The following is a 14656-nucleotide window of genomic DNA, read 5'->3' on the forward strand; positions in this document are numbered from 1 at the left end:
GAGAAACATATAATTTAAAAGGATGAAAAGTATATTGACCAAAGAGGCAAAGATTGGACTTGTAAGTATTATTAGTTTGGCGTTGCTGTATTTCGGGATTAATTATCTGAAAGGTATAAATTTATTTAAACCGGTAAATCATTATTTCGTTACATTTCATAATGTGAAGGATGTGACGGTATCCAGTCCTGTTTATATCGATGGTTTTAAAGTGGGATTGGTAAGAAGTATTGTTTATGATTATGAGAATACAGATAAAATAACGGTAGAGATCAGTCTGGATGATGAAATGAAGCTTACGACGGGAAGTTACATTACGATTATAAAGACGCTTCTGAGTGGTGGCGAACTTCATATCCATCTGAATAAATATGTAAAGGATTATTTAAAGCCCGGGGCTACGATTGAAGGGAAGATGGAAGAGGATATGATGCAGTCTGTGCAGGAGAAGATTCTGCCGGGAGTGGAAGCCCTTTTGCCTAAGCTGGATTCTATACTGGGCGGTTTGCAGGTACTGATCAATCATCCGGCTATCACGCAGTCTCTCGATCATATAGCGAGGACTACAGGTAACCTGGAGGCTTCTACTCGTCAGTTGAATACTATGCTGAGTAAAGACGTGCCGGGTATTATGTCTGATTTGAAAGTGATAACCGGTAATTTTAATGAAGTGAGCACCAGTTTAAAAGGTTTGGATCTGGCGACTACCGTCAATTCCATTAATGCGACTTTGGCAAATCTGCAACTGACAACAGATAAGTTGAACCAGAAGGATAATACATTAGGGTTGTTGCTGAATGACAGAAGTTTATATAATAATCTGGATAGTACGATGATAAATGCATCAAGGTTGTTACTGGATCTGAAGCAGAATCCGAAAAGATATGTTCATTTTTCTGTTTTTTAACCGAAAAGAATATTAAATCATCTAATCTTATTTAGAATTTTTCCAATTAAGGAAAAAACTGTCTAAACGTATTTTTAGAGATGCATAAGGTCTTTAGATAGAGGAAAATAACGTAGTCTACGGGCCTTTTTGCATGAGAAACAGTGGGATAGCGTAATAATTAAAAGTGTCCTAAAATAAAGGGCTCTTGGATGTGTAAGTGTTTAAGTGTTTGTAAATCAGACTTGTTTTCTATAACTTGTTGACACTAAATGCTATATTAAACATTCAAAAGAACCAAATAATTCGGCACTTTTTTTTTCCGAATTAATTTCTAAACTTTGTAGTCGGAAAAATAAAAAAAGTATAGTTGGGAGAGTAATAAATCATGCAGACTGAATATCAGACATTGTGGAATAAATGCCTCGCTGTCATTAAAGACATCGTGCCGGAGGCCGCTTTTAACACATGGTTCATGCCGATCGTACCTTTATCCTATGAGGATAATAAATTCACGATCCAGGTGCCGAGCCAGTTCTTTTATGAATACCTTGAGGAGAAATACGTAAATGTATTGAAAGTTACATTATATCGTGTAATAGGTCAGGGTACGATTCTTAACTACCGTGTTATGGTAGATAAGACAACTGGTGGTACCGTAGATTATCCGGCAGAGAATGGTTCGGTAGCAGTAAAGAAGATAACTCCCAAAGATGCTAATAAGGCTCCTAATCCATTTGTACAGACTGCACCTCAGGATTTGGATCCGCAGTTAAATCCCAAGTATAACTTTGATAACTATTTTGAAGGAACCAGCAACAAGTTAGTACGTACGGCAGGTGAGGCTGTTGCACAGAATCCTGGAAAGACGACGTTTAATCCATTGTTTATTTTCGGACCGTCAGGGGTTGGTAAAACACACTTGTGTCATGCCATAGGAACCCGTATCCGTGAACTCCATCCGGAGAAGAAGGTGTTGTATGTTTCCTCTCATCTGTTCCGTGTTCAGTTTACTGATGCAATCCGTAAGAATACAACGAATGACTTTTTGAATTTTTACCAGAATATCGATGTTCTGCTATTGGATGATATCCAGGAATTGATCGGTATGGATAAGACTCAGAATACATTCTTCCATATATTCAATCATCTTCATCAGCTGGGAAAGCAGTTGATACTTACTTCAGATAAAGCTCCTGTCGATTTGCAGGGAATGGAAGAGCGATTGATAACCCGTTTGAAATGGGGACTTACAGCTGAGTTGAGCCGTCCGGATCTTGATTTGAGAAAGAAGATTCTGAAGAATAAGATCAATCATGACGGTATTGTTATTCCGGATGAGGTATTCAACTTCATTGCGAATAATGTTACTGAGAATGTACGTGACCTGGAAGGTATCCTTGTTTCATTGATGGCGAATGCTGTTATTAATAATAAGGAAATAGATCTGCCTCTGACTAAACGTGTGGTAAGTCAGGCTGTCCGTCTGGAGAAAAAACAGCTCTCTGTTCAGATGATTCAGGAAATCGTATGTAATTATTTTAATCTGGATCAGGCAGTCATTCAGACGCGTTCCAGAAAACGTGAGATTGTGCAGGCTCGTCAGATTACGATGTATCTTGCCAAAAAGTATACCGATTGTTCTTTTTCCCATATTGGGAAGATTGTAGGAAAGAAAGATCATGCCACAGTATTGCATGCCTGCAAAACAATCAAGGACCAGATGGAAACGAGCAAGTCTTTCCGTTCGTCTGTTGAAGAGATCGAGGTTAAATTAAGAAGCTGATAAATCATTTTATATAGGTGGAAAGGATGTCGTTTTATATGGCATCCTTTTTCTGTTTTGGGAAACATGGAAATGTTAGTGGTTTTCTTTTTGGAAAATATTTTTGGATTTGCGAAATGTTAATATGTTGATTTTCATATATGGTATGAAATGAATTGGAAAACCTGATATTCTTTTCGATTTTAGTTGTTTAATAATTTGGTCAATAAATAAAGTATTCTTAAACTTGCACTATTATTAATACAGTAATTATCGTGAACCATAAAACTTACACATTCGATGAAGCGTTTAAGGCTTCACTGGACTACTTTACGGGCGACGAGCTTGCCGCTAAAGTATGGGTAAACAAGTATGCTTTGAAGGATGCATTCGGGAATATTTATGAGGAATCTCCCGTGGATATGCACCACCGTCTGGCAAGTGAAATTGCCCGTGTAGAGAAAAAGTATCCTAATCCTTTATCAGAGCAGGAGCTTTTTGACCTATTTGATCATTTCCGTTACATCGTTCCGCAAGGAAGTCCGATGACGGGGATTGGCAATGATTACCAGATTGCCTCACTCTCTAATTGTTTTGTTATTGGATTGGACGGAGAAGCCGATTCATATGGTGCAATTATCCGGATTGATGAAGAGCAGGTTCAGTTAATGAAGCGTCGCGGAGGTGTGGGACATGATTTGTCGCATATCCGTCCGAAAGGCTCTCCTGTTAAAAATTCAGCTCTTACATCTACTGGTTTGGTGCCGTTTATGGAGCGTTATTCTAATTCGACACGCGAAGTTGCACAAGACGGTCGTCGTGGGGCGCTGATGTTAAGTGTATCGATTAAGCATCCGGATTCGGAGTCCTTTATTGATGCAAAAATGACTGAGGGAAAAGTTACCGGGGCAAATGTTTCGGTGAAGATTGATGATGATTTTATGAATTCCGTTGTTAGCGGAACTTCATATAAACAGCAATATCCGATTGATTCAAATGAACCGACTACAGTAAAGGAAATCGATGCGGCTGCTTTGTGGAAGAAGATCATCCATAATGCATGGAAGTCGGCTGAACCCGGTGTTTTGTTCTGGGATACTATTTTGCGTGAATCTGTTCCTGATTCATATGCCGATCTGGGATTCCGTACGGTTTCAACCAATCCGTGTGGTGAAATACCTCTCTGTCCCTACGACAGTTGCCGTTTGCTGGCTATCAATCTTTATTCATATGTAGTAAATCCGTTTACAAAAGATGCTTACTTCGATTTTGATCTGTTCAAAAAACATGTAGCATTGGCACAACGTATCATGGATGATATTATCGATCTGGAATCAGAAAAGATCGAGAAGATCCTTGAAAAGATCGATTCTGACCCGGAATCAATGGAAGTGAAGGAAACGGAACGTCATTTGTGGGAAAAGATACAGAAGAAGACTCTGCAAGGCCGTCGTACCGGTGTGGGTATCACTGCTGAAGGCGATATGATTGCGGCTTTGGGACTTCGTTACGGAACGGATGAGGCAACAGAGTGTGCTGAAGAAATCCAGAAGACATTGGCTTTGGAGGCTTATCGTTCTTCCGTCATGATGGCTAAAGAGCGTGGCGCTTTCGAAATCTATGATTCGAAACGTGAGGAAAAGAATCCGTTTATCAACCGTTTGCGTGAAGCTGATCCGGGATTGTATGAAGATATGCTGAAGTACGGTCGTCGTAACATTGCTTGTCTGACTATTGCTCCGACAGGAACAACCAGTTTGATGACGCAGACGACTTCCGGTATCGAGCCGGTATTCCTTCCGGTGTACAGACGTCGTCGTAAGGTTAACCCGAATGATGCGGAAACGCGTGTCGATTTTGTGGATGAAACCGGCGACGCATTCGAAGAATATGTCGTATTCCATCATAAGTTTGTAACCTGGATGCAGGCTAACGGTTATTCCGTTATCAAGAAATATACCCAGGAAGAAATTGATGAGTTGGTAGCTAAATCACCTTATTATAAAGCTACTTCAAACGATGTAGACTGGTTGCAGAAAGTCCGGATGCAGGGACGTATCCAGAAATGGGTGGACCATTCTATCAGTGTAACTATCAACTTGCCGGCTGACGTATCGGAAGAATTGGTAGATTCTTTGTATGTTGAAGCATGGAAGTGCGGATGTAAAGGCTGTACGGTTTACCGTGACGGTTCCCGTTCAGGTGTACTGCTCTCGACAGAAAAGAAAAAAGAGAAGAAAGATGATTGTAATTGCATGCAACCGCCGGTGATTGTTTCCACCCGTCCGCGTGAACTGGAAGCTGATGTAGTGAAATTCCAGAACAACCGCGAAAAGTGGATCGCTTTTGTCGGTTTGCTGAACGGTCGTCCGTATGAGATCTTTACCGGTCTTGCCGATGATGACGAAGGTATCATGTTGCCGAAGAATGTATCCAAAGGAACGATTATCAAGAGTTATGATGAAGACGGCAAGAAACATTATGATTTCCAGTTCAAGAACAAGCGTGGTTACAAGATGACTATCGAAGGTCTGGACGGAAAGTTTGATCCCGAATTCTGGAACTATGCGAAACTGATCTCCGGCGTATTGCGTTACGGCATGCCTATCGACCAGGTTATCAAGTTGGTTCAGGGAATGGAACTGAACAATGAATCGATCAATACCTGGAAGAATGGGGTTGAACGTGCATTGAAGAAGTATCTGCCGAATGGTACGGAAGTAAAAGGACAGGTGTGTCCGAACTGTGGTCTGGAAACCCTTATCTATCAGGAAGGGTGTCTGATCTGTACGAACTGTGGAGCTTCAAAGTGTGGATAAGCGTAACATAACAAATATTTTTATAGGAATGCGGGGATTTTCCCCGCATTTTTTATACCTTCGTCTCCGGAACTAAATTTGATACACATGAAAGTCACCTTTAATATAAACTTCCATACCGTTTGGGGACAGAAGTTATGTATAGTAGGGTCTCTTCCGGAGCTTGGCTCATGGGAGCCTGCTTTGGCTAAAGAGATGAACTACAAAGGGGATGGAAACTGGCAGCTTGAGCTGGAGTTGGAACTTACATCGCCGCAACAGACCATAGAATACCGCTACTTTTTAAGTATAAACGATAAGCAGATATTTGAAGAGTGGGAGAAAAATCATCAGGTCACATTTGAAGGACATGCCAATCATTATACTTTATATGACTACTGGCAGATACGTCCGGCTAATCTGGCATTCTACTCGTCGGCTTTTACTAAAAGTCTGTTTGCACATCCCTGTAATACATATGAAAGAGTTGTTAAGAGCGGAAAGAAGCTGACAATCAAGATATCGGCTCCCCGGGTGGAGAAATGGCAGAGTGTTGCCATCACCGGAAACCAGGAATGCCTGGGAAACTGGCATCCGGATAAAGCGTTGATACTTAGTTGCGATACCTTTCCCGACTGGCATATCGACCTGGATGCCAATGATATCATTTATCCGTTGGAATATAAGTTCCTGGTATATGATAATGACAAACACCAACCATTATATTGGGAGGAAGACGAAAACAGGAAGCTGAACTTGCCTCCGCAGGATTTCGGAGAAACAGTAGTGGTTTCCGGTCTGTCTTTTCGTGATAACTTACCGTTGTGGCGGTGTGCGGGGACAGTTATCCCTGTATTCTCTTTACGTTCGGAACAAGGATTCGGTGTCGGTGATTTGGGAGACCTCCGTATGTTGGTTGACTGGGCAAAGAAAACCCGCCAGCGCATTATCCAGGTGTTGCCGATGAATGACACGACGATGAGCCATACCTGGAGGGATTCCTATCCTTACAGTGCCATTTCTGTTTATGCGCTCCATCCGATGTATATCAGCCTGCCTTTGATGGGCGAACTGAAGGATGCAGACAGGGTTGCCTTCTACAAGGCAAAACAGGAAGAGCTGAATGCAAAAGATTTTGTCGATTATGAAGCGGCGGTAGGATATAAGCTGGCTTATTGCCGTGAGTTCTTCAGTCAGGAAGGACAAGCCATTCTGTCGAGTCCGGAATACCATGAGTTTTTTGAACAAAGCCAATCCTGGCTGATGCCTTATGCCGCTTACAGTTATCTGCGTGAGAAGTACCAGACTTCCGACTTTACGAAGTGGGATAAGAATGCAATCTATAATAAGTCTCAGATACGCGAACTTTGCTCGGAAGACAGCGGCGCCTATCCGGAGATATCCTTTTATTATTTCCTGCAATACATATTACATACTCAATTCAAGTCGGTATCCGACTATGCCCGTAAGAATGGCATTGTCCTGAAAGGCGACCTCCCTATCGGAGTGAATCGTACCAGTATCGATGCCTGGACAGAACCACAGTATTTCAATATGAACGGCCAGGCAGGAGCTCCGCCCGACGACTTCTCTGTCAATGGACAGAACTGGGGATTTCCGACTTATAACTGGGATATTATGGAGAAAGACCATTTCTCCTGGTGGAAGAAACGTTTCCATAAGTTGAGCGACTATTTTGACTGTTTCCGTATCGACCATATCTTAGGCTTTTTCCGTATCTGGGAAGTCCCATTGGATTATATACAAGGCCTTTGCGGACATTTTAATCCAGCTTTGCCTTTTACCCGGGAAGAGATTGAACAGTACGGATTAACTTTCAATGAAGCACGTTTTACTACACCGCATATTAACCGAAAGTTCCTGCCCGAGTTGTTCGGCGATTTGGCAGAAGAGGTAGAAGGTACTTATCTGGCACAGTCTTCATCCAATCATTTCGTCCTGAAATCATTCTGTGATACGCAACGGAAGATAGAAGCCATATTCGATGGGAAAACAGACGAAGTCTCTTTACGCATAAAAGACGGATTGTTTGCCATAGCCAATGAAGTGTTGTTTTTGCGTGACCCACAGGAAAAGGAAAAATTCCATCCGCGTATTTCAGCCAGCCATTCCTATATATATAGTGAATTGAATACATCCGAAAAGTATGCCTTCGACCAGCTGTATTGGGATTTCTTCTATCACCGTCATAACGACTTTTGGAAGGCACAGGCATTCAAGCGGCTGACTCCTTTAGTGGGCAGTACCAATATGCTGGTGTGCGGGGAAGACCTTGGGATGATTCCCGAATCGGTACCTGATGTAATGAACAAGTTACAGATTCTGAGCCTGGAGATTGAACGGATGCCAAAGACTCCTCAGCGGGAGTTTTCCGATTTGTTCAGTCTGCCGTATAATTCTGTTTGTACTACATCTACCCATGATATGTCACCGCTCCGCAACTGGTGGAAGGAAGACCGCGAAAAGATACAGCGCTATTATAATAATGTATTGCATTATGAAGGGCAGGCTCCCGGGGAATGTTCATCGGAAATTGCCTCCCGGATTATCACAAACCATCTGGCAACAAACTCTATGCTGACTATTATTCCTTTACAGGATTGGTTTGCTATTGACGATACGGTGAAGAGGAAAGACATCGAAGCCGAACGAATCAATGTCCCGGCCAACTCAAACCATTACTGGTGCTACCGGATGCATATACCGCTGGAAAGTCTGTTGATAAAAGAGGAGTTTAATGATAAGGTTGCGCAACTGATTGTTGCCTCAGGAAGAAAATAAGTAACAGTCTATAAAAGTAAAAAGCCCGGTAAATTACTGGGCTTTTGTTTTCTTTGTCATATCGGATGACATGTTGCAAACACCGTTGAAACGGGCATTCGGCTCTATTTCCAGCGACTGGGCAAACACGTCTCCTTTAATATTTGCGGTAGCTTTCAGTACCAGTTTTTCGGTGACACGTACGGAACCTTCCACTTCGCCAAGGACTTCGGCATTGGTAGAAATAATGTTGCCTACTACACGTCCTTTGGGACCGACTACGATTTTTCCGCTACAATTGATGTCGCCATCTACCTGTCCGTCTAATCTGAAATCGGTTTCTGTAATAATATTACCTTTTACGTTTGTTCCGGCGGCGAGGGTGTTATGTAGGCCACCGGCAGAGTTTTCATCTTTTTGTTTTATTCCCATCATAAATAGTTTGTTTGCTTAATCGCAAATATAGACTATTTTTTTGCAGAAAGGTTTACTTTATCTACTTTTACAGATAAAATAACGAAAAATGACAGTACAAATAGAACTGGAAACCATGAAATTTTACGCCTGTCATGGGGTCTCCCCGCAGGAGACACGTGTCGGCAATACGTTTGTGGTAAACCTTGTATTGACGGCTCCCCTTGAAAAGGCGGTAGCCAGCGATGACCTGGAAGATACGATAAATTATGCCGTTGTCTACGAAGTTGTAAAGCGTGAAATGGCTATCCCTTCCAAATTACTGGAACATGCGGCGGGACGTATCCTGGCAGCCTTGAAGGATACTTTTCCGCAACTTCTGGCTATCGAACTGAAACTCTCCAAGTTGAACCCGCCTTTTGGGGGCGATGTTTACAGCGCCTCTATAATTCTAAGGGAGAGCTACGGTTAGTATTTGGATAACTTTCTCTATCTTTGCATTTTTAAAGCACAAATAAACAAAGCACCATGGCATTTACCAACAACGTAATGATTGTCCGCCACGGATTGATGGCGAAGTTAGTTAAACTTTGGAAGGAAAATCGTCTGCTCGACGAGATTGACCGTTTGCCCATAGAGTTGAGTCCCCGTAAATCGAAAGTAATAGGCCGTTGCTGCGTACATAAGGAACGTGCCGTATGGAAATACAAGACACTTCCTCTTCTGGGTTTTGATATGCAGGACGAAGTTGACGAACTGACACCGCTCTCCGAGTATGCTAAACGGGTGCTGCTTCGTTCGGAAAACAAGAAAGAGAACCTGATGTGCGTGGTGGATGAAGCATGTTCCTCCTGTGTACAGGTAAACTATGAAATTACCAACCTCTGCCGTGGTTGTGTGGCGCGTAGCTGTTATATGAACTGTCCGAAAGACGCCATCCAGTTCAAAAAGAACGGACAGGCGCGGATTGACCATGACACTTGTATCAGTTGCGGCAAATGCCACCAGAACTGTCCTTACCATGCAATTGTTTATATACCGATTCCTTGTGAAGAAGTTTGCCCGGTCAAGGCTATCAGCAAAGATGAATACGGCGTGGAGCATATCGACGAATCAAAATGTATCTACTGCGGTAAATGTATCAATGCCTGTCCTTTCGGTGCTATCTTCGAAATATCACAAGTGTTTGATATACTGCAACGTTTGCGCAATAAGGAGAAGATGATTGCCATCGTGGCCCCTTCCATCCTGGCACAATTCAGTGCACCGGTGGAAAGTGTGTACGGAGCGATTAAGGCAATGGGATTTGAGGAGATTGTGGAAGTCGCCCAGGGGGCGATGGAAACGACCCGCCGGGAAGCGGAAGAACTGAAGGAAAAGCTGGAAGAAGGACAACCGTTCATGACGACCAGCTGTTGCCCGTCGTATGTCCAGCTGGCAGAGAAACATATTCCGGACCTGAAGAAATATATCTCTTCAACCGGTTCCCCGATGTATTATACGGCCCGTCTCGTGAAAGAAAAACATCCGGACGCCAAAGTCGTTTTCATCGGCCCGTGTGTTGCTAAACGTAAAGAAGTAAAGATGGACCCGGCAGTCGACTTTACGCTGACTTTCGAGGAAATCGGTTCGGTGCTGGAAGGCCTGGGTATAAAGGTGGAAGAAGCGAAACCGTTCTCCGTCCTCTATAATTCCGTGCGTGAAGCACATGGCTTTGCCCAGAGCGGCGGTGTGATAAATGCCGTGAAAGTCTATCTGAAAGAAGAACAGGTAAATGCCGTACAGGTAGCTAACCTGACAAAGAAGAACGTCGCCCTGCTTCGTGCTTATGCTAAGACGGGAAAGGCTCCGGCACAGTTTATCGAAGTGATGGCCTGCGAAGGCGGGTGTGTAACCGGCCCTTGTATCCACGCCGATAAAGTAACCGGACAGAAGCAGCTGATTAAGGAACTTACTAAATTCTAAACAACAATGACAAAGAAAATCTTAGTATCATTCTCATTGGCCGGTGCGATGCTGTTGACAGCATGCGGCCACCGGGAATTACCGGCGATGGGAGATTATTCCGTGCAGGTATTTCACGACACTCCGGTGAAGTTCGCCCCGGACCAGTATGCCGGTTACAGTGAACCGGGAGCAGATAGTATCTACCATCTGGTAAACGGACGTATCATCCTGAAGAAGGTTACATTGCCCGACTATAAACGCAATGTCTCCGTGAACCTGAAAGTAACAATCGCCTCCAACGGTGACCGTTGGGATAAGTCCGGTTCCTGCTTCATCCTCCCCAAAGAGTCGGCTATCAATTTGCTGAACATAGCAAAAGGAGAGAAGCAATTCCCCGCAGTAGACAGTACGAAATTGGAAAACTTGATTGGTATTGTTTCCGGTGAGGATTATGAACCGACTGTCGAACTGATGCGTTTTATGACCCCGTTTGGTGTCGGTCATTACAGCAGTGCAGACGATAGCCTGAGTAGCAAACGCAAGCCTGTTTATATCGACCAGTGGGCCGATAGTGTGAGCTGGGAGCAGAATATCACCGACCTGTATCCTTTACTGGAAGGCGGGGCTTATGTAGGTGTCTTTATCGATACCTGGACTCCCGAAGGATATATTGCCAGTGTTACCATTGATGTGGACGAATCGGATATAACCTGTGACGCATTGCCTAAAAGACATGTGGAACCGTTGATGAATACGGTTTACTATATCGGTCAGTCTTATCCTGATATTTTTGCCCGTAAAGATGTGTCGACCGGCTTTACCGTTCCGGAAGGAGCAAAGAACGTGCGTCTGAAATATATCGTTACCGGACATGGTGGTCATAGTGGTGGCGACGAGTTTGTACAGAAGCGCAATATTGTTTCTGTGGATGGCAAAGAAGTGCTGAACTTTATCCCGTGGCGTAATGACTGTGCCTCTTTCCGCCGTTTCAATCCGGCAACGGGCGTGTGGTTGGAGAAACGTCTGGCCTCTTATATCGGAGAGAAAGGATATGCGGAGAAAGAAGTGGAAGAGCCTGTCGCTTCTTCCGATTTTTCCCGTTCCAACTGGTGTCCGGGTTCCGATGTGATGCCTGAGGAGGTCGAATTGACCGATATCCAACCGGGCGAACACACATTTACCGTAAGCATCCCCGAAGCTCAGGAGATAGATGGCAATAAATTGAACCATTGGTTGGTATCTGCTTATTTAGTCTGGGATGAATAGAAACAATTTAGTGACAGGAGTAACTGTTCCCCTCTTGAGAGGGGGCAGGGGGTGTGTTAAAGCAAGTGTTTAGGCAGAACTATAACACACCCCTTATCCCCTCTCAAGAGGGGAAACAGTTACCATCAGTCGCTTGATCTTTGTTATGAAATAACTTTAAACTAGCATATTATGGATACCTTACTCCCTTTTGCCCTCTTGTGCTTCACTTCTTTCTTTACCCTGACAAACCCGTTGGGTACTATGCCGGTTTTCCTGACGATGACTAACGGGATGAGTGACGATGAACGCAAAACCATTGTGCGCCGTGCCACCATCGTATCTTTTATCACTCTGATGGTTTTCACTTTCTCGGGGCAGTTCCTGTTCAAGTTCTTTGGTATCTCTACAAACGGTTTCCGTATTGCCGGCGGTATTATTATCTTTACCATCGGATTCGACATGCTTCAGGCACGTTATTCCAAGGCAAAACTGAAGGATGAAGAGGTAAAGACGTATGTGAACGATATCTCTATCACCCCGCTAGCCATCCCGATGCTTTGCGGCCCCGGTGCAATCGCCAACGGTATCATGCTGATGGAAGATGCGAATACGCTGATAAAGAAGATATTGCTGGTAAGCGTGATTGCTTCGGTCTACTTTATCACCTTCTTGATCCTCCGGGCATCCACTCGGCTGAACAAATATATGGGTGAGACGGGCAACAACGTGATGATGCGTCTGATGGGACTTATCCTGATGGTTATTGCCGTGGAATGTTTTGTAAGCGGTTTCAAACCAATAATGATTGACATATTGCAACAAGCTAATTTATAATGGAAGGAATACAGGTGATCGGCTTCGATGCCGACGACACACTTTGGGTAAACGAAACTTATTTTCTGGAGACGGAGCAAAAACTCCGTCTTTTGCTTGCTCCCTATGTAGACGGCGAAACTGTCTCGACTGAACTGTTCCGCACGGAAAGTCGTAACATGCCTCTTTACGGTTACGGGGTGAAGGCTTATATCTTGTCTGTCCTGGAAACGGCTATCCGTATCACCGGCGGTAAAGTCCCGGCAAACGTACTGGAGCAAATCCTGGCCCTGGGAAAGGAACAACTCACCAAGCCGGTAGAACTGCTGGATGGAGTGGAGGAGACACTGAATGCGTTGGTTGGCCGTTACCGTCTGATTGTTGTGACCAAAGGCGACTTGCTCGACCAGGAACAGAAACTGCGCCGCTCGGGTATCGAGCATCTTTTCCATCACGTCGAGATCATGAGCGATAAGACCGACCGTGAATACCGTCTGCTGTTGAAGCATTTGGATATTCGTCCCGAAGAATTTCTGATGATTGGCAACTCTGTCCGTTCTGATATCCTCCCGCCTTTGGAACTTGGCAGTTATGCCGTTCATATTCCTTACCACACCACCTGGGAACATGAAAAGGTGGATGAGCCTGTCGTAAACCCGCGGTTCTTTACTGTCGATTCGTTGTGGGATATTATCTCTCTGCTTCCTTAAGCCGGTTCATTACTGGTTTTATCCTTTTGGGTCCTGACAATTAATCCCTTTTGTTATGACTTTTAAATATGTAATATATACGTTACAAATATGTAAGGTTAAACTTTCGGATATGTAAAGCATGCCTTACATATATGTATGCTTAATCTTTCTTTTCTAAAAGTCCTGACAAAAAAGGTTAGATGTCATATCCTTTCCACTTAGATATTATGAAGAAAGAACTTAAAGGTCGGAGTATTTCTTTTTCCCTTTCAAATAGAAAGCGAGGATTAGGCTGCTGCGCATCAGTTCCGGGATAATCGGAAGCGTTGTCTTTGCCAGATTCTCCCTGCGTTTCTCTTCATATTCCGGTTTCATATCGAAAAAGGCTTTACGGGCCTCATATACAGCTTTGGCATTTTGAATATGGCCGCATAACAGGAATTTCGTAGCAGCTATATAATCCAACCAGAAGCGGGCACGCATAACAGGCTTCAGGTCTTTTTCGGGAAGGTTCTTGTAAAGCATCAGCAGGTTATTGCGGAAGTTGAGGAAAGTCTTGCGGGGACTCTCCACCTGCAAAGTCGCCCCTCCGACATGATAAACGACCGATTGGGGCGTACATACCAGCCGATACCCCCGCGAACGTAACCGCCAGCACATATCTATCTCTTCCTGATGGGCAAAGAAACCGGCATCGAGGCCGCCTACTTCCTTATAGACAGCGGTACGGATAAACAGACAGGCCCCTGTTGCCCAGAGGATATCGGCAGGCGCATCATATTGGGCTTCATCTTTTTCTACGACATGGAGCATGCGTCCCCGGCAATAAGGATACCCGTAAATGTCCATATAACCGCCGGCCGCTCCGGCATATTCGAAATATTCCTTGTTGCGCTGTGCCCGTATCTTGGATTGGGCGGCGGCGATGGTGGCATCGGCCTCAAGGGCAGCCAATGGTGCGTCGAGCCAGCCGGGGGTTACTTCGACATCACTGTTCAGCAGGACGGTATATTCGTTGTCGAGTTGTTTGAGTGCCTGGTTGTATCCTTCGGCGAAGCCGTAGTTCTTATCCAGCCGGATAATGCGGACGGAAGGGAACTTTTCCTGCAACAGGGCTATCGAGTTGTCGGTAGAACCATTATCGGCCACGACTACTTCTGCCTCTTCTGCCGGACTGTATGCTATTACAGACGGGAGAAATTCTTCCATCAACTTCGCACCGTTCCAGTTAAGGATGACGATGGCTACTTTTTTAGTTGACAGATGGGGGGAGGAAGTCGTATTATTTGTCATGATATATTTATTATAGTGA

General features: G+C 44.2%; 11 protein-coding genes. 9 read left to right on the forward strand and 2 right to left on the reverse strand.

All coding sequences use genetic code 11. The annotated features are described in order from the left end of the window. The first annotated feature begins 22 nt into the window (after positions 1–22). The 4 genes from HMPREF1535_RS24630 to HMPREF1535_RS24645 all read left to right on the forward strand — a co-directional run bounded on the left by HMPREF1535_RS24630 (position 23) and on the right by HMPREF1535_RS24645 (position 8251). Positions 23–907 (forward strand): MlaD family protein, encoded by an 885-nt coding sequence (locus HMPREF1535_RS24630; RefSeq protein ID WP_046147934.1) that lies wholly within the window; start codon positions 23–25, stop codon positions 905–907. Between the two features lie 367 nt (positions 908–1274). After that, positions 1275–2672 carry a chromosomal replication initiator protein DnaA gene (dnaA, locus tag HMPREF1535_RS24635; protein ID WP_046147935.1) on the forward strand — a complete coding sequence of 466 codons (1398 nt, stop codon included), beginning with the start codon at positions 1275–1277 and terminating at the stop codon, positions 2670–2672. Positions 2673–2926: 254 nt separating this feature from the next. After that, positions 2927–5470: an adenosylcobalamin-dependent ribonucleoside-diphosphate reductase gene (locus tag HMPREF1535_RS24640; RefSeq protein ID WP_007654147.1), complete on the forward strand. Its 2544-nt coding sequence runs from the start codon at positions 2927–2929 to the stop codon at positions 5468–5470. A gap of 87 nt (positions 5471–5557) precedes the next feature. Next, positions 5558–8251 carry a 4-alpha-glucanotransferase gene (locus HMPREF1535_RS24645; RefSeq protein WP_046147936.1) on the forward strand — a complete coding sequence of 898 codons (2694 nt, stop codon included), beginning with the start codon at positions 5558–5560 and terminating at the stop codon, positions 8249–8251. A gap of 33 nt (positions 8252–8284) precedes the next feature. Here HMPREF1535_RS24645 and HMPREF1535_RS24650 read toward each other — a convergent pair whose 3' ends face one another. Then, entirely contained in the window at positions 8285–8665 is a 381-nt protein-coding gene (locus tag HMPREF1535_RS24650; protein ID WP_007654145.1) for a bactofilin family protein, read from the reverse strand. An 88-nt stretch (positions 8666–8753) separates the two neighbouring features. Here HMPREF1535_RS24650 and folB point away from each other — a divergent pair, with 88 nt between their 5' ends. The 5 genes from folB (at position 8754) to HMPREF1535_RS24675 (ending at position 13362) form a co-directional block, all read left to right on the forward strand. Then, entirely contained in the window at positions 8754–9116 is a 363-nt protein-coding gene (gene folB, locus HMPREF1535_RS24655) for a dihydroneopterin aldolase (protein WP_010800470.1), read from the forward strand. Between the two features lie 56 nt (positions 9117–9172). After that, a complete protein-coding gene (locus HMPREF1535_RS24660) occupies positions 9173–10609 on the forward strand; it encodes a monomeric [FeFe] hydrogenase (protein ID WP_046147937.1) in 1437 nt (478 codons plus the stop codon). Between the two features lie 6 nt (positions 10610–10615). Continuing rightward, the gene (locus HMPREF1535_RS24665; RefSeq protein WP_046147938.1) at positions 10616–11857 is read left to right on the forward strand and encodes a PNGase F N-terminal domain-containing protein; all 1242 of its coding nucleotides are present in this window, start codon (positions 10616–10618) and stop codon (positions 11855–11857) included. 171 nt (positions 11858–12028) lie between these two features. Then, positions 12029–12673: a MarC family protein gene (locus HMPREF1535_RS24670; protein WP_010800468.1), complete on the forward strand. Its 645-nt coding sequence runs from the start codon at positions 12029–12031 to the stop codon at positions 12671–12673. Next, positions 12673–13362 carry an HAD family hydrolase gene (locus HMPREF1535_RS24675; protein WP_046147939.1) on the forward strand — a complete coding sequence of 230 codons (690 nt, stop codon included), beginning with the start codon at positions 12673–12675 and terminating at the stop codon, positions 13360–13362. The genes HMPREF1535_RS24670 and HMPREF1535_RS24675 overlap by 1 nt, the downstream gene beginning before the upstream one ends. A gap of 222 nt (positions 13363–13584) precedes the next feature. Here the strand turns inward: HMPREF1535_RS24675 and HMPREF1535_RS24680 are convergent, their stop codons facing one another. After that, positions 13585–14637 carry a glycosyltransferase family 2 protein gene (locus HMPREF1535_RS24680; protein WP_046147940.1) on the reverse strand — a complete coding sequence of 351 codons (1053 nt, stop codon included), beginning with the start codon at positions 14635–14637 and terminating at the stop codon, positions 13585–13587. Positions 14638–14656 lie beyond the last annotated feature (19 nt).

The sequence above is a fragment of the Parabacteroides goldsteinii DSM 19448 = WAL 12034 genome (genome assembly GCF_000969835.1).
In the GTDB taxonomy this organism is placed as follows: Bacteria; Bacteroidota; Bacteroidia; order Bacteroidales; family Tannerellaceae; genus Parabacteroides; species Parabacteroides goldsteinii.

What these genes read in the sequence shown, in the direction of transcription:
- HMPREF1535_RS24630 (WP_046147934.1), top strand. Translation starts at nt 23, where the DNA reads ATGAAAAGTATATTGACCAAAGAGGCAAAGATTGGACTTGTAAGTATT.
- dnaA (WP_046147935.1), top strand. Translation starts at nt 1,275, where the DNA reads ATGCAGACTGAATATCAGACATTGTGGAATAAATGCCTCGCTGTCATT.
- HMPREF1535_RS24645 (WP_046147936.1), top strand. Translation starts at nt 5,558, where the DNA reads ATGAAAGTCACCTTTAATATAAACTTCCATACCGTTTGGGGACAGAAG.
- HMPREF1535_RS24650 (WP_007654145.1), bottom strand. Translation starts at nt 8,665, where the DNA reads ATGATGGGAATAAAACAAAAAGATGAAAACTCTGCCGGTGGCCTACAT.
- folB (WP_010800470.1), top strand. Translation starts at nt 8,754, where the DNA reads ATGACAGTACAAATAGAACTGGAAACCATGAAATTTTACGCCTGTCAT.
- HMPREF1535_RS24660 (WP_046147937.1), top strand. Translation starts at nt 9,173, where the DNA reads ATGGCATTTACCAACAACGTAATGATTGTCCGCCACGGATTGATGGCG.
- HMPREF1535_RS24665 (WP_046147938.1), top strand. Translation starts at nt 10,616, where the DNA reads ATGACAAAGAAAATCTTAGTATCATTCTCATTGGCCGGTGCGATGCTG.
- HMPREF1535_RS24670 (WP_010800468.1), top strand. Translation starts at nt 12,029, where the DNA reads ATGGATACCTTACTCCCTTTTGCCCTCTTGTGCTTCACTTCTTTCTTT.
- HMPREF1535_RS24675 (WP_046147939.1), top strand. Translation starts at nt 12,673, where the DNA reads ATGGAAGGAATACAGGTGATCGGCTTCGATGCCGACGACACACTTTGG.
- HMPREF1535_RS24680 (WP_046147940.1), bottom strand. Translation starts at nt 14,637, where the DNA reads ATGACAAATAATACGACTTCCTCCCCCCATCTGTCAACTAAAAAAGTA.